The organism is Parafrankia sp. Ea1.12 (assembly GCF_900465275.1).
Classification (GTDB): Bacteria; Actinomycetota; Actinomycetes; order Frankiales; family Frankiaceae; genus Parafrankia; species Parafrankia soli.
Window position 1 is genome coordinate 1 of the sequence record NZ_UBIZ01000222.1, and the last position, 25,114, is coordinate 25,114.

The 25,114-nt window shown below is 72.9% G+C and carries 23 protein-coding genes and 1 pseudogene; 10 read left to right on the forward strand and 14 right to left on the reverse strand.

Going from position 1 to position 25,114, the window contains the following annotated elements; genetic code table 11:
• The first annotated feature begins 136 nt into the window (after positions 1-136).
• Entirely contained in the window at positions 137-1,225 is a 1,089-nt protein-coding gene (locus FMEAI12_RS08615) for an adenosine deaminase (protein ID WP_041256642.1), read from the forward strand.
• Positions 1,222-1,848: a DNA-3-methyladenine glycosylase I gene (locus FMEAI12_RS08620; protein ID WP_112105612.1), complete on the forward strand. Its 627-nt coding sequence runs from the start codon at positions 1,222-1,224 to the stop codon at positions 1,846-1,848. Before FMEAI12_RS08615 ends, FMEAI12_RS08620 begins: the two co-directional genes overlap by 4 nt.
• A 25-nt stretch (positions 1,849-1,873) precedes the next feature.
• Here FMEAI12_RS08620 and FMEAI12_RS08625 read toward each other — a convergent pair whose 3' ends face one another.
• Both FMEAI12_RS08625 and FMEAI12_RS08630 read right to left on the reverse strand, forming a co-directional pair.
• Positions 1,874-3,235: a PfkB family carbohydrate kinase gene (locus FMEAI12_RS08625; RefSeq protein WP_112105613.1), complete on the reverse strand. Its 1,362-nt coding sequence runs from the start codon at positions 3,233-3,235 to the stop codon at positions 1,874-1,876.
• Between the two features lie 39 nt (positions 3,236-3,274).
• A complete protein-coding gene (locus FMEAI12_RS08630) occupies positions 3,275-4,726 on the reverse strand; it encodes an NAD(P)H-quinone dehydrogenase (RefSeq protein WP_112105614.1) in 1,452 nt (483 codons plus the stop codon).
• Between the two features lie 213 nt (positions 4,727-4,939).
• Here FMEAI12_RS08630 and FMEAI12_RS08635 point away from each other — a divergent pair, with 213 nt between their 5' ends.
• Positions 4,940-5,380 (forward strand): gamma-glutamylcyclotransferase, encoded by a 441-nt coding sequence (locus tag FMEAI12_RS08635; protein ID WP_020463372.1) that lies wholly within the window; start codon positions 4,940-4,942, stop codon positions 5,378-5,380.
• Positions 5,381-5,419: 39 nt separating this feature from the next.
• Here the strand turns inward: FMEAI12_RS08635 and FMEAI12_RS08640 are convergent, their stop codons facing one another.
• From FMEAI12_RS08640 to FMEAI12_RS08655, 4 genes are all read right to left on the reverse strand, one after another.
• Positions 5,420-6,661: an amidohydrolase gene (locus tag FMEAI12_RS08640; RefSeq protein ID WP_235013830.1), complete on the reverse strand. Its 1,242-nt coding sequence runs from the start codon at positions 6,659-6,661 to the stop codon at positions 5,420-5,422.
• 52 nt (positions 6,662-6,713) lie between these two features.
• Positions 6,714-7,862, reverse strand: coding sequence for a glutamate--cysteine ligase (locus FMEAI12_RS08645; RefSeq protein ID WP_112105615.1), 1,149 nt, complete (start codon positions 7,860-7,862; stop codon positions 6,714-6,716).
• 269 nt (positions 7,863-8,131) lie between these two features.
• Positions 8,132-9,964, reverse strand: a complete 1,833-nt coding sequence (gene aspS / locus FMEAI12_RS08650; RefSeq protein WP_112105616.1) for an aspartate--tRNA ligase — start codon at positions 9,962-9,964, stop codon at positions 8,132-8,134.
• A 173-nt stretch (positions 9,965-10,137) separates the two neighbouring features.
• Entirely contained in the window at positions 10,138-10,551 is a 414-nt protein-coding gene (locus FMEAI12_RS08655) for a hypothetical protein (RefSeq protein WP_041256640.1), read from the reverse strand.
• An 85-nt stretch (positions 10,552-10,636) separates the two neighbouring features.
• Here FMEAI12_RS08655 and FMEAI12_RS08660 point away from each other — a divergent pair, with 85 nt between their 5' ends.
• Positions 10,637-11,452 (forward strand): purine-nucleoside phosphorylase, encoded by an 816-nt coding sequence (locus FMEAI12_RS08660; protein WP_112105617.1) that lies wholly within the window; start codon positions 10,637-10,639, stop codon positions 11,450-11,452.
• 36 nt (positions 11,453-11,488) lie between these two features.
• Entirely contained in the window at positions 11,489-13,228 is a 1,740-nt protein-coding gene (locus FMEAI12_RS08665; RefSeq protein WP_112105618.1) for a phospho-sugar mutase, read from the forward strand.
• A 211-nt stretch (positions 13,229-13,439) separates the two neighbouring features.
• Here the strand turns inward: FMEAI12_RS08665 and upp are convergent, their stop codons facing one another.
• A complete protein-coding gene (upp, locus tag FMEAI12_RS08670) occupies positions 13,440-14,063 on the reverse strand; it encodes a uracil phosphoribosyltransferase (protein WP_112105619.1) in 624 nt (207 codons plus the stop codon).
• Positions 14,064-14,113: 50 nt separating this feature from the next.
• Between upp and deoC the strand changes: the two genes are divergently transcribed.
• Positions 14,114-14,881: a deoxyribose-phosphate aldolase gene (deoC, locus tag FMEAI12_RS08675; RefSeq protein ID WP_235013832.1), complete on the forward strand. Its 768-nt coding sequence runs from the start codon at positions 14,114-14,116 to the stop codon at positions 14,879-14,881.
• A gap of 74 nt (positions 14,882-14,955) precedes the next feature.
• On the opposite strand, the gene FMEAI12_RS08680 is transcribed toward deoC, so the two are convergent.
• The gene (locus FMEAI12_RS08680; protein WP_112105621.1) at positions 14,956-15,396 is read right to left on the reverse strand and encodes a DUF5313 family protein; all 441 of its coding nucleotides are present in this window, start codon (positions 15,394-15,396) and stop codon (positions 14,956-14,958) included.
• A gap of 107 nt (positions 15,397-15,503) precedes the next feature.
• Here FMEAI12_RS08680 and tnpA point away from each other — a divergent pair, with 107 nt between their 5' ends.
• Positions 15,504-15,854: an IS200/IS605 family transposase gene (gene tnpA / locus FMEAI12_RS08685; RefSeq protein ID WP_235013833.1), complete on the forward strand. Its 351-nt coding sequence runs from the start codon at positions 15,504-15,506 to the stop codon at positions 15,852-15,854.
• Entirely contained in the window at positions 15,851-16,579 is a 729-nt protein-coding gene (locus FMEAI12_RS08690; protein WP_112105630.1) for an RNA-guided endonuclease TnpB family protein, read from the forward strand. Before tnpA ends, FMEAI12_RS08690 begins: the two co-directional genes overlap by 4 nt.
• A gap of 43 nt (positions 16,580-16,622) precedes the next feature.
• Here FMEAI12_RS08690 and FMEAI12_RS08695 read toward each other — a convergent pair whose 3' ends face one another.
• The 4 genes from FMEAI12_RS08695 to FMEAI12_RS08710 form a co-directional block, all read right to left on the reverse strand.
• Positions 16,623-17,339, reverse strand: a complete 717-nt coding sequence (locus FMEAI12_RS08695) for a histidine phosphatase family protein (protein ID WP_112105623.1) — start codon at positions 17,337-17,339, stop codon at positions 16,623-16,625.
• Between the two features lie 448 nt (positions 17,340-17,787).
• Positions 17,788-19,551 carry a biotin carboxylase N-terminal domain-containing protein gene (locus FMEAI12_RS08700; protein WP_112105624.1) on the reverse strand — a complete coding sequence of 588 codons (1,764 nt, stop codon included), beginning with the start codon at positions 19,549-19,551 and terminating at the stop codon, positions 17,788-17,790.
• 134 nt (positions 19,552-19,685) lie between these two features.
• Entirely contained in the window at positions 19,686-19,937 is a 252-nt protein-coding gene (locus FMEAI12_RS08705; protein WP_112105625.1) for an acyl-CoA carboxylase epsilon subunit, read from the reverse strand.
• A 160-nt stretch (positions 19,938-20,097) separates the two neighbouring features.
• Positions 20,098-21,693, reverse strand: a complete 1,596-nt coding sequence (locus FMEAI12_RS08710) for an acyl-CoA carboxylase subunit beta (RefSeq protein WP_071066305.1) — start codon at positions 21,691-21,693, stop codon at positions 20,098-20,100.
• An 83-nt stretch (positions 21,694-21,776) separates the two neighbouring features.
• Here FMEAI12_RS08710 and FMEAI12_RS08715 point away from each other — a divergent pair, with 83 nt between their 5' ends.
• Both FMEAI12_RS08715 and FMEAI12_RS08720 read left to right on the forward strand, forming a co-directional pair.
• Positions 21,777-22,706 carry a biotin--[acetyl-CoA-carboxylase] ligase gene (locus FMEAI12_RS08715; RefSeq protein ID WP_112105631.1) on the forward strand — a complete coding sequence of 310 codons (930 nt, stop codon included), beginning with the start codon at positions 21,777-21,779 and terminating at the stop codon, positions 22,704-22,706.
• A 73-nt stretch (positions 22,707-22,779) separates the two neighbouring features.
• Entirely contained in the window at positions 22,780-23,289 is a 510-nt protein-coding gene (locus FMEAI12_RS08720; RefSeq protein ID WP_112105626.1) for a PH domain-containing protein, read from the forward strand.
• A 24-nt stretch (positions 23,290-23,313) separates the two neighbouring features.
• On the opposite strand, the gene FMEAI12_RS08725 is transcribed toward FMEAI12_RS08720, so the two are convergent.
• Entirely contained in the window at positions 23,314-23,994 is a 681-nt protein-coding gene (locus FMEAI12_RS08725; protein WP_112105627.1) for a hypothetical protein, read from the reverse strand.
• Positions 23,991-25,114: pseudogene (locus FMEAI12_RS36550) on the reverse strand (hypothetical protein); the annotation flags it as partial. The pseudogene FMEAI12_RS36550 and the gene FMEAI12_RS08725, both read right to left, overlap by 4 nt.

Here is a 25,114-nt window from a genome sequence, read left to right on the forward strand (position 1 = left end):
GTGCATGGGGGTACGGGGGGCGGGTGGTGCGGGTGGTGCGGGTGTGGTGGATTGGGGCGCGGTGTCTGCTCGTCGTCATGTGGCGGACGGCGAACTGTCGGTGGGGTGGCCTACCGTCAGGGAGGTGAGCGTGGACATCCCTGCTGGCCAGGCCAGCGAGAAGATCACTGAGGCTGCGATCCGCCGGGTTCCCAAGGTCCTGCTGCACGATCATCTTGATGGTGGCCTGCGGCCCGCGACCATCGTCGAGCTGGCTGACGCCACCGGGTACACCAGGCTGCCGACGACCGATGTCGACAAGCTCGGTACCTGGTTCCGTGGAGGTGCGCACACCGGGTCGCTCGTGCGGTACCTGGAGACGTTCAGCCACACGGTGGGCGTCATGCAGACGCCTGAGGCCGTGGCCCGGGTGGCCCGCGAGTGCGCCGAGGATCTGGCCGCCGACGGGGTCGTCTACGCGGAGGTCCGGTTCGCCCCGGAACTCCACGTCGAGCAGGGCATGTCGCTCGACGAGGTGGTCGAGGCCGCGTTGGACGGCTTCCGTGCCGGCTCGGCGGGAACCGGCCTGCATGTGCGCGCGCTGGTGACCGCCATGCGCCACCAGGCCCGCTCGCTGGAGATCGCGGAGCTGGCCGTCCGGTGGCGGGAGGCCGGGGTGGTCGGGTTCGACATCGCGGGGGCGGAGGCGGGCAACCCGCCGACCCGCCACCTGGACGCGTTCCAGTACATCCAGCGGGCGAACGGGCACTTCACGATCCACGCGGGTGAGGCGTTCGGGCTGCCGTCGATCTGGGAGGCGCTGCAGTGGTGCAACGCCGACCGGCTGGGGCACGGCGTGCGCATCGTCGACGACATCACGGTCGACCCGGACGGAAACGCCACCCTCGGGGATCTGGCCGACTACGTGCGCGATGTCCGTGTCCCGCTGGAGATGTGCCCGTCGTCGAACGTGCACACCGGGGCGGCGCCGAGCATCGAGCGCCATCCGATCGGTCTGCTGCGCAGGCTGCACTTCCGGGTCACGGTGAACACCGACAACCGGCTGATGAGCGGGGTGACGCTGTCCAGCGAGTTCGCGACCCTGGTCGAGACGTTCGGCTACGGCTGGTCCGACATCCGCTGGCTGACCGTGAACGCGATGAAGTCCGCCTTCCTCCCATTCGACCAGCGTCTCGCGCTGATCAACGAGGTCATCAAGCCCGGCTTCGAGGGGCTCGTCCCGTGACCGGGTTGTCCGACCTGGCAGCCGGGGTGGACGGGCGGTCGCGGTGTCCCTGGGGGCTGTCGACGCCGCTGTACGTCGAGTACCACGACACCGAGTGGGGCCGGCCCGTTCGGGACACTGTCGGCCTGTTCGAGCGGATGACGCTGGAGGCGTTCCAGTCCGGGCTGTCGTGGCTGACGATCCTGCGCAAGCGTCCGGCGTTCCGGGCGGCGTTCGCGGGGTTCGATCCGGCCGCCGTCGCCGCGTTCGGCGCGGGCACGGTCGAGGCACTTCTCCTGGACGCCGGCATCGTCCGCAACCGGCGCAAGATCGAGGCGACGATCGCGAACGCCCGCGCGGTGCTCGCCCTGACCGAGCCGCTGGAGGAGTTGGTCTGGTCGTTCGCGCCGCCGCCCCGCCCGGCCCCGGCCCGGCTCGCAGACGTCCCGGCGGTGACCGCCGAGTCCAAGGCGCTGGCGAAGGCGCTGCGGGGGCACGGCTTCGTCTTCGTCGGCCCGACCACCGCGTATGCGCTCATGCAGGCGTGCGGGCTGGTGAACGACCACCTCGCCGGCTGCGCGGCGCGGGACGCGGCCGGCGAGCCCGCCGCCCAGCCTGCCGGGCTGACCGTGCCTGCGGGCTGACCGCATCCCCGGCGGCCCGCCGGGGTCAGGTCATCCAGCTGCGGGGGCCGAAGGTCTGGACGGAGCGGGCGGCGACCCGTGAGGCCTCGCCGAGGGCTCCGACCAGCTCGTCGGTCGCGAGCGCGCCGTGGGCCATCATCCAGGCGAAGGCGCCGTGGAAGACGTCACCGGCGCCCAGGGTGTCTCGGGCGGCCACCACCGGGGGCAGCACGTGGCCGCGCCGTTCCGCCGTGGCCCAGCGGATGGGCCCGGGGCCGTCCGTGACGGCGACGAAGAACGGCCCGTAGCGCAGCAGCAGGCCGAGGATGTCCGCGCCGGGGTCGAAGCCCGGGGGGCGGAACGCGGTCGAGCAGATCACGACGTCGACGAACGGCAGGATCTGCTCGGTGCCGGGCTTCCAGCTTCCGCCGTCGAGGAGGACCGGCGGGCCTGAGCCGCGCAGCGTGCGGAGCAGGCCGATGGCGGCGTCGACCTGGTGGCCGTCGAGCACGACCACGTCGGCGTCGGCGACCGCGGCCGCGGCGGAGGTGTTCGCGGTGCACCAGGGGACCATGCCGTGCGTCGAGGTCACCGCACGCTCGCCGGTCTGCGAGGTCACCATGACCGCTGACATCGGGAGGGCGTAGGACATCGCCGACTGGCCGGCCAGGTGGCCGGCGGCCGCCGTGTTCGGCCCGGTCTGGACGGCACCGGCCAGGCCGGCCATCCCGCCGAGGACGCCGGCTCCACCGAGCCCGGCCCCGCCGGCCACCCCGTGGCCGCCGATCCCGCCGTGGCCGCTGATTCCGCCGTGACCGCCGATCGCACCGTGACCGCCAGGCCCACCGTGGCCACCGCCGGGTCCGTTGCCGTGCCCACCGTGCCCGCCGCCGTGGGCGCCGCCGACCGGGCCGTGCACGTGGCCGGCCGGCTTGACCGCCCCGGCGGGGCTGTGGGCCGCGCCGCCGGGCAGGCCGGGCCCGCCCCGGCCGCGTACGTGCGGGTATCCGGTGAGCGGTCCCGCCGGGCCGTAGCCGGAGCGGGTGCCGCCGGAGCGCAGTCCGGTGGGCGGGCCGTGCTGGCCGGCGGGACCGGCCACTCCCTGCGCGGCGAGGGCTCCGTAGGGACCGGCTGCACCGTCGCCGGACTGCTCCGGCACCAGCTCGATGTGTCGGACCCCGTAGCGCGCGAGATCCGCGTGCACGAGCGCCGCGGCCGGGGACGTGCCGATGGCGCTCACGAGGCAGGCCCGCCCGCCGAGGTAGGCGAACGTCACCGCGGCGTTCGTCGCAGGCCCGCCCGCATTCATGGCGAAATCCCGCGCCACACACTTCTCGTCGGCACCTGGAAGCCGATCCACGAGGTAGACCGAATCAAGCGTCGTCAGGCCGACGAAGACGCCTTTCATGGGCCCATTATCCGGCCTGGGCCGGAGTGACAGGCCTGTTCAGGCGGGGGTGTCGAAGCCGGCGAACAGGTCGCGCGGCCGCAGGACACGGGCCGCCTCAGTGATGGAACCGGACAAGGAGGGATAGATCGAGAAGGTGTGCGCGATCTGGTCGACGGTCAGACCGTTCTCCACCGCGAGTGAAATTGAGAGGATCAGTTCACTTGCACGCGGAGCAACGATGACGCCACCCAGGACGCTGCCACTTCCGGGCCGGCAGAACAACTTCACGAAGCCATCCGCTATCCCCATCATCTTCGCTCGAGGATTGCGCATCAGTGGCACTGTGGTGACCTCGGCGGCGATCGCGCCGGAGTCCTTCATCCGCTGGGTCACCCCGACGGTGGCGATCTCGGGCTCGGTGAAGATGTTCGACGACACGGTGCCCAGGCGCAGCGGGGTCACCGCCTCGCCGAGGGCGTGCCACATCGCGATCCGGCCCTGCATCGCGGCGACGGACGCCAGCGGGAGCACGCCGGTGCAGTCGCCGGCCGCGTACACGCCGGGAACCGACGTCCGGGACATGCGGTCGACGACGACGTGGCCGCCGGAGCCGAGCCGGACGCCGACCTCGGTGAGACCGAGGCCCTTCGTCCGCGGCACCGAACCCACCGCCATCAGTGCGTGGCTGCCCGTCACCGTCCGGCCGTCGGTGAGCTCGACGAGGACGCCGTCACCGATCCGGCGCGCCGCGGCGGCCCGGGAGCGGTTGAGCACCTCGATGCCGCGGCGGACGAAGACGTCCTCGATCACCCGGGCCGCGTCCGGGTCCTCGCCGGGCAGCACCCGCTCGCGTGAGGAGACAAGTGTCACCTCGGCGCCGAGCGCCCGGTAGGCGCTGGCGAACTCGGCGCCGGTGACGCCGGAACCGACCACGACCAGGTGCTCGGGGATCTCCTTGAGGTCGTACAGGTGGCGCCAGGTGAGGATGCGTTCGCCGTCCGGCTCGCAGCCGGAGATCTCCCGCGGCGACGCCCCGGTGGCGACCAGGACGATGTCGCCGACGAACGTCTCGCCGTCGGACGTCTCGACCGCGTGCGGGCCGACCAGGCGTCCGGTGCCGTGCACCACCTCGACCCGCTCCCGCTCCAGGCGGCGCTCGATGTCGGCGGACTGGGCCCGGGCCAGCGCCCGCACCCGTTCGTTGACCTGCTCGGGGTCGACCGTGACCACGTCCGGTGGAGTGAGGTGGGGCAGGCCGGTCAGCTCCCAGCTGCCGACCTCGGCCGAGGGGTCGCCATGTGGGCGCACCCCCAGCGCCGGCGCCATCGCGAAGTTCGTCATCGTCTCCGATGTCGCGATGAGGGTCTTCGACGGCACGCAGTCGGTCAGGACGCACGCCCCGCCGATGCCGTCTGAGTCGATCACGGTCACGGTCGCGCCGAGGGACGCGGCGACCAGGGCCGCCTCGTAGCCGCCGGGTCCGCCGCCAAGGATGACGATGCGCGTCACGTGGGATCCTCCAGAGCTCGTCGTACCTCCCTAGTTTGCCCCTCTTCCGACGTCCCTCTCGTCCCGGTGCGGCGGCCTCCGTAGTATCTTCCACCGACGTCGGACGCCCCCCGTGACGTCGGTCCATCCCCGTGACGCCGGTGGCCGCACCCGGCGTGGAAGCCACCCCCGCGCTCTCGCACCGGGCGGGGGAGATCGGAAGAGACCCCGACGATGACGAAGTACGCCGCCTACGCGAGCAACCTCGATCCGGCGCACATGAAGCAGCGCACGCCGCACTCCCCGGTGATCGGCACCGGGTGGATCAGGGGCTGGCGCCTGACCTTCGGCGGTGAGAACGTCGGCTGGGACGGAGCGCTGGCGACCATCGTCGAGGCGCCCGGCGCCCACGTGTACGTCCTGCTGTACGACCTCGACCGCTACGACCTGGAGCGGCTCGACATCTGGGAGGGCGCCGACACCGGCCTCTACACCCGCATCCGGGTGCGGGTCTCGACCCTGGACGGCGAGAGCCTGGCCTGGACGTACGTGCTGAACACCTACGAGGGCGGGCTGCCGTCGCGCAACTACCTCGACATGATCGCGGACGCGGCGGAGAAGGCCGGCGCCCCCTCCGAGTACGTCACCGAGCTCCGTGGACGTCCGATCGCCTGATCCGGGCCTGCCCGGCCTGCCAGCACCGGACGACCTGGCCTAGGCCAGGTCGTCCGGGCCCACCGGGTCGGCCGAGCGGTCGAGCAGCTCACAGGCGGCGGCGGAGAGGAACCTCACACCGACGCCGACCGCGCGCTCGTCGACGTCGAAACTGCCCTGGTGCAGGTCGTAGGTGGGGCCGCCCGGTGTCCGGGTGCCCAGCCGGGCCAGGCCGCCGGGCACGTGGGTGAGATACCAGCCGAAATCCTCGCCGCCCAGCGACTGGGCGACCGAGGTGGCCGCCCCGTGCCCGAACACCGCGTCGACCACCGCGCCGAACGCGTCGACGACGTCCGCGTGGTTGACCACCGGCGGGACGCCGCGCACGTAGTCGACGGCGATCTGCGCCCCGTACGGGGCGACGAGCTGTTCGGCGAGGTGTTCGACCAGCTCCGGCGCCGCCTCCCAGGTCTCCCGGGACAGCGTGCGGATCGTCCCGCGCAGCTTGCCGGTGCGCGGGATGGCGTTCGTGACGGTGCCCGACTGGATCTGGCCCCAGACCAGCGAGAGCGCGGAGCGCGGGTCGACCCGCCGGGACAGCGCGGCCGGCAGGTCCACGGCCAGTCGGGCGAGGGCGTACACCAGGTCGACGGTGTTCTGCGGCCGTGAGGTGTGCCCGCCCGGCCCGGCCAGGGTGATCTCCACCGCGTCGGCGGCCGAGGTGATCGGGCCGGAGCGCAGCCCGATGGTGCCCACGTCGAGGGCGGGGTCGCAGTGCACGGTGATCGCCGAGGTCACCGGCTTGAGCACGCCGGCGTCGATCACGTCGAGCGCGCCGCCGGGCATGGTCTCCTCCGCCGGCTGGAAGAGCAGCCGCACGGTACCCGGCAACGGGTGCGTCCGGGCGTGCTCGGCGAGCGCCAGACCGGCGCCGAGGGCCACAGTGGTGTGCACGTCGTGCCCGCAGGCGTGGGCGACGCCCGGCACCGTCGACCGGTACGGGACGTCCTTGACGTCGGCGAGTGGCAGCGCGTCCATGTCGGCGCGCAGCATCACCACCGGGCCGCCCGAGTCGACCCCCGCGCCGATGTCGCACCACAGGCCGGGCACGTCGGGGAGCCGCTGCGGGCTCAGGCCGGCGGCCAGCAGCCGTTCCTCCAGGACGCGCGCCGTGCGATGCTCCTGGCGGCCCAGCTCGGGATGGGCGTGCAGGTCACGCCGCAGCGCGATCAGCTCGTCCTCGTGCTCCGCGAGCCAGGCCACCGTGATCGGCATGCCCGCCGCGGCGGTCCTGTGTGTCATGTCCGCTGTCATCTACCGGGCCGGGCCCTCCGCTGTCGCTCCGGCAGGCCGGCTACCCGTGGGTGACCGGTCGCCCCGCGTTCATCTCCGCAAGCAGCGTATCGACCACAGCGGTGAGGTCTCCGCCGGCCCGCCGCGCGGCAAGTTCCTGTCGGGTGTAGCTCGCCCCGGCGGTGAGGATCCGGTCGACGTTGGTGAGCTCGGTTTCACAGCCGAGCCGGCGGGCGACGGGGAGGAGATCCTCGACGAGGTCGGTGATGTCGGTGCGGACCGGGCGCACGGTGCCGCGGTCGTCCACCATGATCTCCGCGTCGAGCCCGTAGCGGGCGGCCCGCCACTTGTTCTCCTGCACCACCCAGCGTTGCGGGGCCGGAAGCCGGTACCCGCGGTCGAGCTGGGTGTTCATCCGGTCGACGATGCACTGCGCGAGCGCGGCGACCGCCCCGACCTCGAGCAGCGTCGGCAGGCCGTCGCAGATGCGCAGCTCGACGGTGCCGAAGTTGGGGTGGGGGCGGATGTCCCACCACACCTCGCGGATCGTCTCGATGGTGCCGGCCGTCACCAGGGTCTCCATGAACCCCTCGAACGCCGCCCAGTCGTGCAGCGGGTAGGGCAGGCCGGCGGTCGGCAGGCTCTCGAACACCCGTGAGCGCGACGACGCGAGCCCCGTGTGCGAGCCGAGCCAGTAGGGCGAGGACGCCGAGAGCGCCAGGAAGTGCGGGACGTAGGACATCAGCGCGTTCACGATGGGCATCGCCTTCTCCGGCGAGCGCACGCCCACGTGGACGTGCACCCCGAAGATGAGCAGCCGCCGGGCCAGCCACTGCATCCGGCCGACCAGGCGGTCGTAGCGGTCGTCCGCGGTGATCTTCTGGGTGGAGTACTCGCTGATCGGGTGGGTGCCGGAGCACATCAGACCGATGCCGCGCCGCTCGGCCAGATCCCGCAGCACCTCGACCGTGCCGAGCAGGTCGGCGGTGGCCTCGGGCACGGTCTGGCACACCCCGGTGATCACTTCGATGGTCGACTCGAAGAGCTCGTGCTTGGCCTTGGCGGCGCCCTCCTCGCCGACCTTGGCCCGCAGGTCCTCGAGGATCTCGGTCGCGCCGCCACGCAGGTGCCGGCTCTGCAGGTCGACGAGTTCCAGCTCCCACTCGATCCCAAGGCTCGAACTCGGCGACGACGAGAAGGGAATGTGCACCGCGGCTCCTCCGGGTGAGCGGGCCCCGCCAGCGGGCGGGCCCGGAACTCGGGCAGCGAGCTCTCCGGGCTGGTTACCCAGATCGCGCGGCCGTACCCCCCGAAGGGACGAAGGCACACCCCTTACGGGTCGTTGGCCACGCGCGCCTCAGTGTCCGGATTTGCTCCGACTGAGAGTTATCTTAGTTTGACTTTTCGTGGCGGCGAGTAGTTCCGCGTGACTGACCGGGATCTCTCCGCCGCGCCGGGGACAGGGGAACCCGGCCGCTGTCAGGATGCCGGGCGGGCGGGCGCGGCGGGAACGGTGGGCGCCGCCGGACCGGGCACGGCGGGGGCGACCACGCGGATACCGAGCTCGCGGAGCTGCCGCTCGTCGATCGTCGTGGGAGCGCCGGTCAGCGGGTCGAGCCCGGACTGGGTCTTCGGGAAGGCGATGACCTCACGGATGTTGTCCTCACCCGCGAGGATGGCGACAAGCCGGTCGATACCGAACGCGAATCCACCGTGCGGCGGGGCGCCGTACCCGAACGGGGTGAGGAAGAACCCGAACCGGGCCTTCGCCTCCTCCGGCGAGATGCCCAGCAGCCCGAAGACGCGCTGCTGCAGCTCGCTCTCGTGGATCCGGATCGACCCCGAGCCCAGCTCCCACCCGTTGAGCACCAGGTCGTAGGCCAGGCTGCGCACCGCCAGCGGCTCGGACTCCATCTTCTCGACGTCGTCGGGATGCGGCCGGGTGAACGGGTGGTGCCCCGGCTTCGGCCGCCCGGTGGCCGCGTCCACGCCGACGAACAGGGGGAAGTCGACCACCCAGGCGAAACGCAGCTCGCCCGCGCCGGCGGGCGGACGCCCGAGGTCGTTGCGCAGCTGGCCGAGCACCTCGCAGGTGGTCTCCCACTCGTCCGCGACGAGCAGCAGCAGGTCGCCCTCCTCGGCCGCGGTCGCCGTGACGATCCCGGTGAGCTCCGCGGGGGAGAGGAACTTCGCGACCGGTGACTCCAGCCCCCCGGCGGCGGCGACGCGCATCCACACCAGGCCCTTCGCGCCCAGCTTCTTGGCGCGGTCGGTGAGGGTGTCGAGCGCCTTGCGGTTGTGCGTGGCCGACCCGCCCGGCACCCGGATGCCCTTGACCGCCGGGGCGCCGGCGAACGCCTTGAAGCCGCTGTCGGCGAAGATCGCGGTGAGCTCGACGAGCTCCATCCCGAACCGCAGGTCGGGCTTGTCGACCCCGAACCGGTTCATCGCGTCATGCCAGGTCAGCCGCTCGATCTCGGGCACGGCGCGCCCGGAGCCCGCCGCGGCCGCGGCGGCGGCCGAGAGCACCGCCGCGGAGACCACATCGAGGATGTCGTCGACGCCGACGAAGCTCATCTCCAGGTCGAGCTGGGTGAACTCGTACTGCCGGTCGGCGCGCAGGTCCTCGTCGCGCAGGCAGCGCGCGAGCTGGAAGTAGCGGTCCATCCCGCCGACCATCAGCAGCTGCTTGAAAAGCTGCGGCGACTGCGGCAGCGCGTAGAAGCTGCCCGGGAACTGCCGGGACGGGACGACGAACTCGCGTGCGCCCTCCGGCGTCGACGGCATCAGCAGCGGCGTCTCCACCTCGACGAACCCACGGTCGGCGAACGCGGTGCGCAGCGCGCCGAGGACCGCCGAGCGGGTGCGCAGGTTACGCTGCATCCGGTCGCGGCGCAGGTCGAGGTACCGGTAGGTGAGCCGGGTGCTCTCCTCGACGGAGTCGGCCCGGTCGTCGAGCGGGAACGGCGGCGGCGCGGCGACCGAGAGCACCTCGACGGCGCAGTCCGTCAGTTCGACCTCGCCGGTGGCCAGGGCCGGGTTCGCGGTGCCCTCCGGGCGGGCGGTGACGGTGCCGGTGATCCGCAGGACGTACTCGGAACGAGCGTCGACCGAGCCGTCGACGACGCACTGGAGCAGGCCCGAGTGGTCGCGCAGGTCGACGAACATCAGCGACTGGCCGTGCTGGCGGCGGTGCGCGACCCACCCGCAGACCGTCACCCGCTGGCCGGCGTTGCCGAGCCCCAGATCACCGCACAGGTGGGTACGCATCGCGGTGCTGTGCGTTCCGGGCGTGCTGGCGGCTGTCGACATGGTCATCCGTCCTGTGTCACCACTTGCTGATGTCACCGCTAGTGCTGATGTCACCAATAGCTGATTTGACTGATGCGACTGATCGGGAGCCGCGTCACGTCGCTGTCGACCCTATCGGACGGCCCTGCCGATGATCGCCGCGTGGGCCGTGGTGGCGGCCGTGGTGGCGGCGCTCAGGTCTGGCGGGGGGTGGGCTCGGCCGGGCGCAGGGCCCTGATGAGGCGTGCCGCCTCAGACCGCATGCGGTTCGGCAGCCGCAGGATCTGTCGTCCGCCGGGGGTCTTCAGCTCGACCACGATCACCTCGCCGTGCCGCAGGCCGCGGGAGGCGGAGACGTCCCGCCGGTCGTAGGAGACGTCGAACCAGTCGCCCTCCCGCGGGAAGGGCGCGACCACCAGCAGCCGCCGCGTGGTCAGCATGATCCAGCGGGACGTGCCGAGGCGATGCCCGACGAAGCGCTCGGCCTTCGCGGTGACTCGCCCGCCACCGGCCGGGTCCGTCATCCGACCGCGCAGCACGACCTCGATGAGCTCTCCGTCCTCAAGCGGCACCCGCGGGGGCTTCCGGACGGAGGGGACGAGGGACACCTCACCAGTGTGCTCCCGAAACGCCAGGCGGGGCCGGGCCGGGGCCACGCGGGAGTGGTATGCCGACGAGTCGTACAGTCGCCTGGTGGCGGACAGCGACATCATCAGCGCCGCCGACGCCGTGGCGTCGGCGGCCTGCCTGGCCGAGCGCACCGGAGCCGACCGGCACGACGTCGCGATCGTCCTCGGGTCCGGCTGGCGGCCCGCGGCGGACGTCCTGGCCGGTCTCGGCACCGACGTCGTGGACGTCGACTTCGCCGACCTGGGCGGCTTCCCCGCCACGGATGTTCCCGGGCACGCGCCCACGGCCCGTTCCATCCTGCTCGGCGGGCGGCGGCTGCTGGTCTTCCTCGGCCGGGTGCACGCCTACGAGGGCCACGACCTCTCCCGGGTCGTGCACACCGTCCGCACCGCGCACGCCGCCGGCGCGGGCACCGTCGTCCTGACGAACGCGGCCGGTGGGCTGCGTTCCGACCTGCACGTGGGCCAACCGGTGCTGGTCGCCGACCACCTCAACCTGACCGGCCGCTCGCCGCTGGTCGGCCCGCTGTTCACCGACCTCACCGACGCCTACTCGCCCCGGTTGCGCGCGCTCGCCCGCACCGTGGAGCCGAGCCTGGTCGAAGGGATCTACGCGGCGCTGCCCGGCCCGCACTTCGAGACACCGGCCGAGATCCGCATGCTGCGCGGGCTCGGTGCCGACCTCGTCGGCATGTCGACGGTGCACGAGACGATCGCCGCCCGGGCGCTCGGCATCGACGTGCTCGCGCTCTCGCTGGTCACGAACCTGGCCGCCGGGATGACCGGCGCGCCACTGGACCACACCGAGGTCCTCGCCGCCGGCGCCGCGGCGGCCGGCCGGATGGGCTCGATGCTCGCCGAGGTCATCACCGCGCTTTGACGAGCCCTGTGAGCGCCGCCTCGTGATGACTGCTCTGTGACGACCGGGGAGGGCGCCGTGACGGCGGAGGTCGGCCGGCTGCCCGAGCCGTTGGCGTCGCGGGTCGCGTCCTGGCTGGCGGCAGACCCCGACCCCGGCGACCGGGCGGAGCTCGCCGGGCTGGTGGCCGCGGGTGACGTCCGCGCCCTCACCGAGCGTTTCGTCGGACCGCTGGCCTTCGGCACCGCCGGGCTGCGCGGGCCGCTGCGGGCCGGGCCGGCCGGGATGAACACCGCCGTGGTGCGGCGGACCACCGCCGGTCTCGGATCCTGGCTGCAACGCCGCGTGACCGGTCCGCCGGTGGTGGTGATCGGCTACGACGCGCGCCGGCGCAGCGACCACTTCGCCCTGGACGCCGCCCGGGTCCTGGCCGGGCAGGGCGCCCGGGCGCTGCTCCTCCCGGGGCCGACGCCGACGCCGGTGCTGGCGTTCGCAGTCCGTCACCTGAGCGCGGTGGCTGGGATCATGATCACGGCGAGTCACAATCCGGCGTCCGACAACGGCTACAAGGTCTACCTCGGCGGTCCCGTGGGTGAGGCGGGGCGGGGCGCCCAGCTCGTCGCCCCGGCCGACACCGAGATCGAGGACGAGATCGCCGCGGTCGGCCCGGCCGCTGCGATCCCGCTCGCCGACGGCTGGACCCGCCTCGACGCCTCGATCGTCACCGCGTACGTCGAGGGCGCGGTGCGCGCGGTCGACACCGCCCCGCCGGTGGACGGGCCGCCGCTCCGGATCGCCTACACGCCGCTGCACGGCGTCGGCGCGGACGTCCTGGAGGCGGTGTTCACCCGGGCCGGCCTGCCCGTGCCGGTGACGGTCGTCGACCAGCGGGAGCCCGATCCCGACTTCCCGACGGCGCCGTTCCCGAATCCGGAGGAGCCCGGAGTGCTCGACGCCGTGCTCGCCCTGGGGGAGCGCGTCGGCGCCGACCTGGTGCTCGCGAACGACCCGGACGCGGACCGGTGCGCCGCGGCCGTCGGCGGCCGGGTGCTGACCGGGGACGAGATCGGGCTGCTGCTCGCCGACCACGTGCTGCGGGCGCGGCCCGGACCGGTCGCGACGACCGTGGTCAGCTCCTCGGCCCTGGTGGAGCTCGCCCGCGACCACGGCGTGCCCTGCACCCGGACCCTGACCGGCTTCAAGTGGATCATGCGTGCCGATCCCGGCCTCGTGTTCGGCTACGAGGAGGCCCTCGGCTACGCCGTGGCCCCCGACCTGGTGCGGGACAAGGACGGCATCACCGCCGCGCTGGCCCTCGCGCGGGCCGCGCAGCGCGAGAAACGCGCCGGGCGCACCCTGCTGGACGTCCTCGACGACCTGCACCGCCGCATCGGCGTGTTCGCCACCGGCCAGGTGTCCGTCCGCCTCGACGATCTCGCGGCCGTCGCCGCGGCGATGCGCCGGCTGCGGACGTCCCCGCCCGACCGCGTCGCCGGCCGTCCCGTGACCGCCGTCCGGGACCTGCTCACCGGCGCGGTGGACGGTCCTGACGGGCTCGCCGGCCTGCCGCCCGCGGACGTCCTGCTCCTCGAACTGGACGGCGGAGCCCGGGTCGTCGCCCGCCCCAGCGGCACCGAGCCCAAGCTCAAGATCTATCTGCAGGCCGTCACGGACCGCGAAACCGTGGCGGCGATCGGCCCGGCCGCCGCGCGCCGCCACGCCCGGACCGAGCTGGACGCGCTGCGCGACGGTGCCGCCGCCCTGATGGGAGTCCCCGGGCCTGCGGGCTGCCCGTGACCCGTGGTGGCCGCGTCGTCGAGCGCGCGGCGTGCGCGGAAGCACCGGCGTCCCCGGAGACGGTCGGAAACGATGGATATTCACGCAGGCCAGGCCTTGTGCGCTCTGCCCGAGTAACTGCGGCGGTCGAGTGACAGCCAGGACTCTCTGAGCCGCCACACATCACCGGGTGGTGGGACCTGGCATGCATGGTCCCGTGCCCGGCTCCGGGCTAGACGGCGCCGTAGATCCGGTCGCCGGCGTCGCCGAGCCCCGGAACGATGTAGGCGGTGTCGTTCAGCTTCTCGTCCACCACGGCGGTGACCACGCTGACGTCCAGGCCGCTGCCCTCCAGCGCGGCGACCCCCTCGGGTGCGGCGACGACGGAGACCACGACGATGCCGGTGGCGCCCCGGGAGTTGAGCAGCCGCAGCGCGTGCAGCGCGGAGCCGCCGGTCGCCAGCATCGGGTCGAGCAGGAACACCGGCCGCCCCGCCAGGTCCGCCGGCACCGACTCGAGGTAGACCCGGGGCTCGAAGGTCGTCTCGTCGCGGGAGAGGCCGATGAACGCCGACCGCGCGTCCGGCATCAGGGTGAGCGCGGCCGGCAGCATGCCGAGACCGGCCCGCAGCACGGGCACGACCACCGGCTCGGCCGCGAGCACCACCCCGGCGGTGGTCGCCAGCGGCGTCGTCACCGAGACGGGCATCGTCGGCAGCTCGCGGGTCGCCTCGTAGACGAGCATCGTCGACAGGTCGTGCAGGGCGGCGCGGAAGGCGGCGCGTGCCGTGCGCTCGTCCCGCAGGACGGTGAGCGCGGTCGCTGCCAGCGGATGATCGACGACCTGAACCTGCACGGTTGGCTCCTACCGGGACACTCGAGAACCCACACTGCGCATGGGCGATGATGCAAGGTATGACAACGGCTCCCGCCGGACCCGACCGTCCCGCGCCGGGCGCCGACTCCGACGCCGCCGGGCGTCGGGTCGCGCCCCGCCGCGCCGAGCTCGCGCGCATGATCGACCACACCCTGCTGCGCCCCGAGGCGACCGGCGAGGAGATCGTCAACCTCTGCGCGGACGCGGCGAAACTCGGCGTCGGCACCGTCTGCGTCGCCCCGACCCACGTCTTCCTCGCCGCCGCCAGCGCCCGCCAGGACGGCAAGGACGCCGATCCGTCGTTCGCGGTCGCCTCGGTCGTCGGCTTCCCGCACGGGACACACCTCACGGTGATCAAGGCCGAGGAGGCCCGGCGCGCGGTGGCCGACGGCGCGACCGAGATCGACATGGTCGTCGACATCGCGAACATCATGGACGAGAACTGGCGCGCCATCGAGACCGAGATCACCGAGGTGCGACTGTCCGTCCCGCCGCACGTGATCCTCAAGGTGATCCTCGAGACGGCCCTGCTCCCGGACGAGAGCATCACGGCGGCCTGCCGGGCCGCGGAGGACGGCGGCGCCGAGTTCGTGAAGACCTCGACCGGCTTCAGCCCGGCCGGCGGCGCCTCGCTGCGCGCGGTGCGGGCGATGGTCGCCGCGGTCGGCGGCCGGCTGGGCGTCAAGGCCTCCGGCGGCATCCGCACCGCGGAGCAGGCCCTGGCCTTCGTCGACGCCGGCGCCACCCGCCTGGGCCTCTCCGCGACCAAGGACATCCTCGCCGACGTCCCGGCCTGACCCCGCCGTCGGCCCGGGGCTCGGCGGCGCTCGCTCGGCGCCCGCCCGGGGCGGGGCTCGTCCGGAGCTAGGAGCTAGTCCTCGGAGACGGTGAAGACGGGCGGGAAGCCGTGTTGCTCCAGGCGGCGGTTGCGGAAGAAGCCGCTGGTGGCGAAGCCGAGGCCGATCCCCGAGAGCAGGAGGAACACGACGAGGGTGAGCCGCACGCTCACCTGGCCGGGCAGCAGCGCGAACACGATCGCGAACGGCACCATGAGCAGGAACGGGCGCAGCGCCTGGCGGACCCGCCAGCCCGGGCCGGTCAGGTCGTTCGAGATCCAGTCGTTGTAGCGGGGCGGGAGCGTCCCGCCGATCAGGTAGTGCAGCCGCCCCGCCAGCGGGGGAGTCTCCCGGTCGCGGGGCGGGGAGACCGCCCCGGCGCCGGCGGGCTCCGGCTCCGGGCCGCCGGGCCGGGCCTGGGCCGCGTCCCCGGCGGGTGGGGTCTCGGTTGCGGGGTGCTCTCCCTGGCCGTCCATCAGGCGCTCCGGAGGGGGCTGGTGCTTTCAGGTGTCAGGGGGGTCGGGTACGGACCACAGCCCTGATAGTGCGGCACTGGCATACTTGGATCATGGTTCGGTGGGTGATGGTGGGCGCGGGTGGAGTCTATGACCTCGGGTACCACGTCGTGGGGTGCTCGAAGTACCGCCGTCGCGTGCTTGCCGGGTCGGTCATCACGTTGGACGTCATGCCCGACCATGTGTACCTGTCCGTCAGGGCTCACTCGAAGCACTCCCTATCGTATGTCGCCAACCAGCTCAAGGGTTTCTCCTCGTATGTGCTGCGTGCGGGGTTCGGGCACCTGCGGTCCGGGCTTCCCATCCTGTGGTCACGGTCGTATGTCGTGGCCGCTGTCGGTGTGGTGTCCGTGGACACGGTCCGTCGATATGTCGACACCCGGTACGAGTGGCCGTGGGGCACGGAGTACGCCTGGTGAGGCGGGCTTTCAAGTTCCTGCTCCGCCCGACCGCCCGGCAGGCCGCGGCGCTGAGTGTGATGCTTGGCGACCATCGGGCGCCGTACAACGCCGCGTTGCAGGAACGCCGCGACGCCTGGCGTCACCCGTCGAAGACCATGATCCGCTACGGTGACCAGTCCGCCCAGTTGAAGGAGATCCGCGCCTGTGACCCGGATCAGGGCCGCTGGTCGTTCTCCTCGCAGCAGGCCACCCTGCGCCGGAAGGCGGTCGCCAAGGTCGCGGCGCTGCACGGCGCGGTGCGCCGCCAGCGGCTCGATCTTGCCCACAAGGTGGCCGTCGGGCTGGTCCGTGAGCATGATCTGATCGCCGTCGAGGCGCTGCGGGTCACCAACATGACCCGCAGGGCCAGACCGAAGCCCGACCCTGACCAGTCGGGGGCGTTCCTCCCGAACGGTCAGGCCGCCAAGTCCGGGCTGAACAAGTCGATCCTTGACGCGGGATGGGGGGTGTTCCTCGCTGTGCTGCGCGCCAAGGCTGAAAGTGCCGGACGGGTGGTCGTCGAGGTCAACCCTGCCAACACCTCCCGCACGTGTGCGGTCTGCGGGCACTGCCACGCCGACAACCGCAGGACACAGGCCGCGTTCACCTGTGTCGCCTGCGGGCATGCCGCGCACGCCGACGTGAACGCGGCGGTCAACATCCTTCGGGTCGGGCTGGCCCGTCAGGCCGACGAAGCGGCCTGAGAAGCCGACGGCTCCAACCGTCGGAGGAGTCACGGGCTAGAGCCTACGGACGGCCCGGTGGCCGCCGTACGTCACGCCGCGCCCGGATGGCGGGCTCGACCTCCCGGTCGGGTAGCCCGAGGGCCAGATGCGCGGTGGAGTTGTGCCACACCAGATGCCACCGGGGCGGGCCGGTTTCCGAGGCGCGGTGGGACCACCAGGTGATGGACGCGTGCGCCAGCACGAACGCGGCCCGCGGGTCGGGGCCGTTCGGGAGCCCGAGCATTGTCGCGTGCGCCACCTCGACGGTCGCCGCGTGCGTGATGAGCAGGGCTCGCTGGCCGCGGTGGCGCTCCACCATGTGCCGCAGGCCGGCGGCGGCCCGGTCGACGAAGTGGTTCCAGCTTTCCGCGCCGGGGGCGACCGGGTCGTCGGGACGGTCCGCGGGGGTGCCGCCGAACGTGGTCCAGATGTCGGCCCAGGGCTGGCCGTCGGCGCTGCCGTGGCAGGGCTCGGTCAGCCGGGACTCGAGGATCACCGGCATCCGCAGCCTGCCGGCGATGATCTCCGCTGTCTCCCGGACCCGGCGGCGTGGGTCGGCGTACACCGCGTCCACCCGGCGCTCCGTGGTGTGCATGACTGTCAGCCGGCGGGCGGCTCGTTCCGCCTGGGAACGTCCTCGCCTGGTCAGACCGGTGCAGCCGAGATCGCCGCCGGCGATGCCCGCGGTGTCGCAGTGTGCTTCGCCGTGCCGGACCAGCAGCAGATCGGTGTCGGGCATGCGCGTCTCCTCGCGCCAGGGCGGCAGAACCCGCGGCCATGACAACGGCCCGGATCGCCGCGCGCGAGCCGTCTGGCGCCCCGCGACGTCGCTGATCGGACGGCATCGTCCTCACCTGGACCTGTGCCTAGAGTGTGGCGGAGCTTCGGCGCCCCGAACCGCGTGACGCCACCGTGCGGCGCACCCGATCGGAGTACCACGGCGGGAGCGTTCCGCATCGCGGCCGGCGCGCCGCCCACCGCGATCAAGCCGCCGCCCACCGCGGTCGAGCTGAAGCTCAGAGTGATCGGATCGGGGGCCGGGACGATCGGGCCAGCGCCGACCGCGGATGGCTGCCACCGCCACCGCCAGTGTCACCGCCAGTGTCACCGTCACCGCGGCCGTGCCGGAAACGACGGCGGCGGCGCTCCCCGCCTGGGGAACGCCGCCGCCGGTGGGCGTCGTTCGGTCAGTCCTTGATCTCGCAGAGAATGGCACCGCTGGTCACGACAGCCCCGACCGCTGCCGCGAGCCCGCCGACGGTCCCGGCCCGGTGCGCGTTGATGGGCTGCTCCATCTTCATCGCCTCGAGGACGACGATCAGGTCGCCGGCCTCGACGGTGTCGCCGTCGCTGACCGCGACCTTGACGATGGTGCCCTGCATCGGGCTGGTCAGCGCGTCGCCGGTGACCTTGGCCGCGGCCTTGCTCGCCGAGCGCCGCCTGGGTGCCGCGGCACCGGCGGAGACGGCCGCGCCGCCGCCCGCGCCGAACCCGGCGGGCAGGACGACCTCCAGCCGCTTGCCACCGACCTCGACGACCACGGTCTCCCGCGGGTCGGTCTCGGTGTCGGCGTCGGTGCCGCCGGCGAACGGCGGGATCGTGTTGTCGAACTCGGTCTCGATCCAGCGGTTGTGCACCCGGAACGGCTCGTCCGCCGCCTCCGGTGCGAACGCCAGGTCGCGCACGACCGCGCGGTGGAACGGCAGCGCGGTGGCCATGCCCTCGACGACCATCTCGTCGAGCGCGCGCCGGGCTCGCTCCAGGGCTTCCTGACGGGTCGCCCCGGTGACGATGAGCTTGGCGAGCAGCGAGTCGAACGCCCCGCCGATGACGCTGCCGCTCTCGACGCCGGTGTCCAGGCGGACCCCGGGGCCGGCCGGAGCCGTGAACGTGGTGACGGTGCCCGGCGCCGGGAGGAAGTTGCGACCCGGGTCCTCGCCGTTGATGCGGAACTCGATCGAGTGGCCGCGCGGGGTCGGGTCGACCGGGTCGAGGGCCTCGCCCTCGGCGATGCGGAACTGGGCCCGCACCAGGTCGACGCCGGAGGTCTCCTCGGTCACCGGGTGCTCGACCTGCAACCGGGTGTTGACCTCGAGGAAGCTGATCATTCCGTCCTTGGCGACGAGGAACTCCACCGTGCCGGCACCGACGTAGCCGGCCTCGCGGATGATCGACTTGGACGCCTCGTACAGCGCGGTGTTCTGCTCCTCGGTGAGGAACGGCGCGGGGGCCTCCTCGACGAGCTTCTGGTAGCGCCGCTGCAGGGAGCAGTCGCGGGTGCCGACGACGACGACGTTGCCGTGCGTGTCGGCCAGGATCTGGGTCTCGACGTGGCGGGGCTGGTCGAGGTAGCGCTCGACGAAGCACTCGCCCCGGCCGAAGGCCGCGACGGCCTCGCGTACCGCGCTCTCGAACAGCTCGGGCAGCTCCTCGGCGTTCCACGCGACCTTGAGCCCGCGGCCGCCGCCGCCGAAGGCGGCCTTGATGGCGACCGGCAGGCCGTGCTCGTTCGCGAACGAGACCACTTCGCCGACCCCGGCGACCGGGTCGGCGGTGCCCGGGGCGAGCGGGGCGCCGACGGCCAGCGCGATGTGGCGCGCGGCGGTCTTGTCACCGAGTCGGCGGATGGCCTCCGGCGGCGGGCCGATCCAGGTAAGCCCGGCGGAGATCACGGCTTCGGCGAAATCCGCGTTCTCCGAGAGGAAACCGTAGCCGGGGTGCACCGCGTCCGCGCCGGAGAGCTCGCACGCCTGAAGAATCTTGTCGATTCTCAGGTACGAGTCGCCGGGCGTTGTCCCGCCCAGCGCGTACGCCTCGTCCGCGACCCGGACATGCATGGCGTCGATGTCGGGCTCCGCATACACGGCGACGCTTGAATATCCCGCGTCGCGGCAGGCCCGCGCCACCCGGACGGCAATTTCCCCCCGGTTGGCGATGAGGATCTTACGCACGTTCCTCCCGTCCTCGTCCGGCCTGAGTCTAGGCGAGTCGGGCCGCACCATATTTCTTCTTTGCCATTCCTGCTCTGCCAGCGAGGGTGGAAAGGACCGGCCCCGCCGCCGACGCCATGATCGGTTTTGTCTGGTCACCCGCCCGCGGGAAAGCGTATGCCGCCCGTGCGGGCCGACCGGCTCCAGCCACCGGGCCCGGCCGCGACCCCGCAACGCAGGCGGAACGCCGGGTCGGCCCAGGTGGACCTGACCCGTGCGGGCGGCGCGGCCGGGGCCGACCGTGCGGCCAGGACGGCCACGAGCGCGGCGATCTCCTCCGGGGTCGCGTCCCCGCGGACCAGCCGCAGGTGCGCCCGGCCGGGAAGCTCGTCGGGTCTGTCGGCCACCGGCCGTTCCTCCTCGGTCCTTGGTCGTTCGGTCCTTGGTCGTTCGGTCCCGCGATCCCGGCTCCGGCGGGCTGCCCGTCCCCGCGGCGGCGGTGCGCCGCGACCACCGCGGTGCGCCGCGACCCCGGCGGATGCGCCGGCTCCGGCGGAGTGCCGCGGCCTACAGCGGGATGTTGCCGTGCTTCTTCGGTGGGAGCGTCTCGCGCTTGGTGCGCAGCAGGCGCAGCGCCCGGATGACCTCGCGCCGCGTCACCGACGGCGGAATGACGGCGTCCAGGTATCCGCGCTCCGCGGCGATGTACGGCGTCGCGAAATGCTCGGTGTAGTCCTGGATCAGTTCGCTGCGGCGTTGCTCGGGCGCTTCCGAGCCGGCGAGCTCGCGGCGATAGATGATGTTCACCGCGCCGCGGGCGCCCATCACGGCGATCTCGGCCGTCGGCCACGCCAGGTTGATGTCGGCGCGCAGATGCTTCGAACCCATGACGTCATAGGCGCCGCCGTAGGCCTTGCGTGTGATGATCGTCACCTTGGGAACGGTCGCCTCGGCGTAGGCGTAGATGAGCTTGGCGCCGCGCCGGATGATGCCGTTCCATTCCTGCGACGTTCCCGGCAGGAAGCCGGGAACGTCCACGAACGTCAGCACCGGGATGTTGAACGCGTCGCAGGTGCGCACGAAGCGCGCGGCCTTCTCGCTGGCGTCGATGTCCAGGGTGCCGGCGAACTGCATCGGCTGGTTGGCGACGACGCCGACCGAGCGGCCGTCGATGCGCCCGAAGCCGACGATCATGTTCTGCGCGAACTGGGCGTGGACCTCGAGGAAGTCCTCCTCGTCCAGGACCCGCTCGATCACATGGTGCATGTCGTACGGGGTGTTCGGCGAATCCGGGATGAACGTGTCGAGCTCCGGGTCGACCTCGGCCTCGACGTCGGCGACCTCGGTGTAAGCCGGCACCTCGTCCATGTTGTTCGACGGCAGGTAGGACAGCAGGGCGCGGGCCAGCTCCAGGCAGTCGGCCTCGTCCGCGGCCTGGAAGTGCGCGACGCCGCTGCGGGAGTTGTGGGTGGTGGCGCCACCCAGCTCCTCCATGCCGACGTCCTCGCCGGTGACCTCTTTGATCACGTCCGGGCCGGTGATGAACATGTGGCTGGTCTGGTCGACCATGAGCGTGAAGTCGGTGATCGCGGGTGAGTACACCGCGCCGCCCGCACACGGGCCCATGATCAGCGAGAGCTGTGGCACGACGCCGGACGCCATGACGTTGCGGTAGAAGATCTCCCCGTACAGGCCGAGCGAGACGACGCCCTCCTGGATCCGCGCGCCGCCGGAGTCGTTGATACCGACGACCGGCACTCCCGTCCTGAGCGCGAGGTCCATGACCTTGACGATCTTCTCCCCGAAGACCTCGCCCAGGCTCCCGCCGAAGACGGTGAAGTCCTGGCTGAAGACGCAGACCTGGCGGCCGTCCACCGTGCCGTAGCCGGTGACGACGCCGTCGCCGTAGGGGCGGTTGCGGTCCATCGCGAAGTCGTGCGAGCGGTGGCGCGCGAACGCGTCCGTCTCCACGAACGAGCCGGGGTCGAGGAACGCCTCGATCCGTTCCCGGGCCGTCATCTTTCCCTTGGCGTGCTGCGCGTCCACCGCGCGCTGCGAACCAGCATGGACGGCCTCGTCGGTCACCGCTTGCAGCCGGGCGAGGCGGCCGGCTGTGCTGTGCGGTTCGGGCGTCGGTTCTTGCGGGGAAGCCGGGAGAGCCATACCGCGAAGCGTACGGCGGTCGGTGGTCCACGTGCGCGATTGTTGTGGAGACCGTCTCACCCGACCTCTGGGAAGGTGGTCCCGTGCCAGTGCATCCCGCCGAATCCCCCGGGCGTCGAACGGCCCCCGCCGCGCCGGCCATCTCGCCCCCTGCCGCAGGTCACAGCCCAGCCCCGGCGGTGCCGCCAGGGGCACGACGGCCGCTGGACGCCGACACTCTCCGCCCGCTCGCAGCCCGTCTCGGGCTGGCGCTCGCCGTCGTCGACGAGATCGACTCGACCAACGCCGAGCTCGGACGGATCGCCCGCGGCCTGCCCGGCGCGGTGGGACTGCCCGCGGTCACCCGCTCGCCCACGGTTACGGACGGTGCCCCGGCCGGGCTCGTGCTCGCCGCCGAGCGGCAGATCGCGGGCCGCGGGCGGCTCGACCGCTCCTGGGAGTCAGCGGCCGGCGCTGGGCTCATGGTGTCCGTGCTGGTGCGCCCCGAGATCGAGCCCCGGTGGCTCGGCTGGCTGCCGATGGTCGTCGGCATCTCGCTCGTACGCACGCTGCGCGGGTACGCGGGCGTGCCCGCGGTGCTGAAATGGCCGAACGACGTGCAGGTCGACGGGGCGAAGCTCGCCGGCATTCTCGTGGAGCTGGCCCCGAGCCCGGCCGTGCCGCCGGCGGCCGTGATCGGGTTCGGGCTGAACGTCACCGCCCGCGCCGCGGAGCTGCCGCCGCGCTCCACCAGCCTGCTGCTGCTCGGCGCCGACCCCGCCCGCCTGGACCGCTCCGCCCTGCTCGGCGCCCTGCTGACCGACCTCGTCGATGCGTTGGGCCGGTGGGAGGCGGCGCCCGAGCGGGCCCGCGGGGAGTACCGCGACACGTGCGCCACGCTGGGCCGGCGGGTCCGCGTCGAGCTTCCGGACGGGACGTCCACGCACGGCACGGCGACCGACGTCGACGAGCTCGGCCGGCTCATCGTCGACGGCCGGGCGTTCAGCGCCGCCGACATCGTCCATCTGCGCTGACGACGGCTGTGTTGTGCCAGCTGGGGGCGGCCCACCGGTGTGCCGCGGTCGTCCGGGATGCGACGATCAGGCGGTGGCGTTCCCCGACGACGTTCTGACCGACGACGAAGATGTGGTCCTCCACCTGCACCCGCACTGGGGCAGCCTGGTGGTGCCGGCATTCTCCGTCGTCGCCGCGCTCGCCCTCACGACCTTCGGCGTGTTCTTCGTTCCGGACGGCTTCCTGCGTGAGGCGGTCCAGTACCTCGTCCTCGCCCTGGGGCTGGCCGCCATCGGGTACTTCGGAGCGGCCCCCTGGCTGCGCTGGATCACCACCCACTATGTGATCACGACCGAGCGGCTGATGATCCGTGAGGGGATCGTGACCCGCTCCGGGCGCGACATCCCGCTCGTCTGGCTCAACGACGTCTCCTATGAGCAGAGCCTGCTCGACCGGATGCTCGGCGCGGGGACGCTCTCCATCGAGAGCGCGGGCGAGCGTGGGCGGATGGTCCTCTCACACGTCCCGCGGGTCGAGGATGTGCACGCCACGCTGTACGAGCTGGCCGAGGCAGCGGACGGCCGCCGCCGCTCCGGCGGCTGACCGGATTCACTGCCGGGCCACGGCTCAGAGTGGGTCGAAGCCGCGCCACCAGGTGATCAGCCCGGCCGGGTCGTCGCTCTGCGCGACGAACGCCACCCGCTCGCTGTCGATCGTCCAGTAGGCGGCGAAGCGGCCGGGGGCAGCCTGGCAGACGAAGGTGCCCGTACGCCGGGACGGCAGCAGGTACGCCTCGGTGCTGGTCTGGCCCGCCTCGCAGGAGCCGACGTCCACGATCGCCGCCGCGCGCCGGGCCGCGTCGGAGGCCACGGCCGCCTCGTCGATGTAGCCGAGCACGAGGACGTCTGCCGGCGGCGTCCCGGAGGCCGCCACCCCCGGCACGCACCGTAGCGCGGCCTGGACGCCGGCCGCCCGCGGGTCGGCCGGGTCGCCCGATCCGCCCGGGGCGGTGGCCTCGGTGGTCGCCCCCCGGCAGCCGGTGATCTCGAACGAGGACAGTCGGGCCGCCAGCTCGCGCTCAGGGCCGTCCAGGTCCGCCGGCTCGGGCGAGGTACTCGTGCCCCGGGGGGCCGGTGGCGCGGAGACCGTCGCCGGCGGCTGTGATCTCCCGGTGTCCGGGTCAGCCGAGGTGGACGGCCCGCCGGCCGCGCGGGCGATCAGCACGCCCGCCGTGGCGACGGCGGCCAGGGCCAGCCCGCCGGGGATCAGGACGCGCGTCCGCCCGCCCGCCGGCAGGAGCCGCCTCATCGGCGGATGGGGTCAAACGTCTGCCACCAGGTGATCAGCCGCTTCGGGTCGGAATCCGAGGCGGAGAACGCGACCAGGTCGTCGTCGATGGTCCAGAAGGTGATGAAGCGCTGGGCGAACAGGTAGCACAGCCGTGACCCGCCGTTGGGCTCCAGCGGCGAGTTCCACTCCTCGGAGCTCTGTTGGCCGTCGTCGCAGTTGCCGACATCGGTGTAGTAGGTCTCGCGTGCCCCGATCTGGCGGTCGAGCGCGGAGTGGTCCGGGAAGTGGTAGGCCGTCACCGTCACGCCTTCGGCGCCCACGCACTGCAGCGTGGCGTCCGCGTAGGCGCCGTCGCTGACCGGCGGCGTCTCGCAGCCCGTCATCGTGACCGGGTTGAGCAGCGAGCGCAGGGTGTCCTCGGGGCTGCTGGTCTGCGGCGTCGGCTGCTGCCCCGCCGGGGCTTCACCGGGGATGTCCGTGGGGACGCCCGCGGCCGCGGGCGGGATCGAGGTGGCGGTCGTCTCGGCGCTGTCGTCCCCGCGGGTCGCCAGCACGATGCCGATGACCGCGCCGATCACGATCACGGCGGCCACGGCGGCAATGATGATCACGCCGCGGCTCGGTCGGCCGGCCGGCTCGGGCACCTGACCGCCGTCGCCGGCGGGCGGGAGCCCCGATCCGGACGGGTACTCCGAACCGGCCGGGTACCCGGAGCCGGCCGAGAAGTCGGAGCCGGCCGAGAAGTCGGATGAGAACTCGGACTCCGGCGAGCGGCGGGACCCCGGCGGGGGGTCGCCGGCCGCGCCGTCCCTGGTCATCGTGATGTCGGGCGGGATCGCCGGCAGCAGACCGCCGCCGGACGGCGAGTCGAGGTAGCTGGGCGGCGGCACCGGCCAGACGGGCCCGTCCGTGATACGGCCGGGTGGCGGCAGCATCGGGCGTCGCATGGTGAACGACTCCCTGGGCGGCGGCGGCAGCGGATGCGGCCCGGTCAGGGCCGGGAACTCGGAAGACCGGTCCTCGTGGTTCCCGCCGTCGGACGCGTGGGTGGCCGGCTCGTGGCGAGTGCTCTCGGCGCGGCCGGCGTCGGCGTCGGCCGCGGCCGTCAACCCGGGGCCGTCCCCGGCGGGGGAGTTTC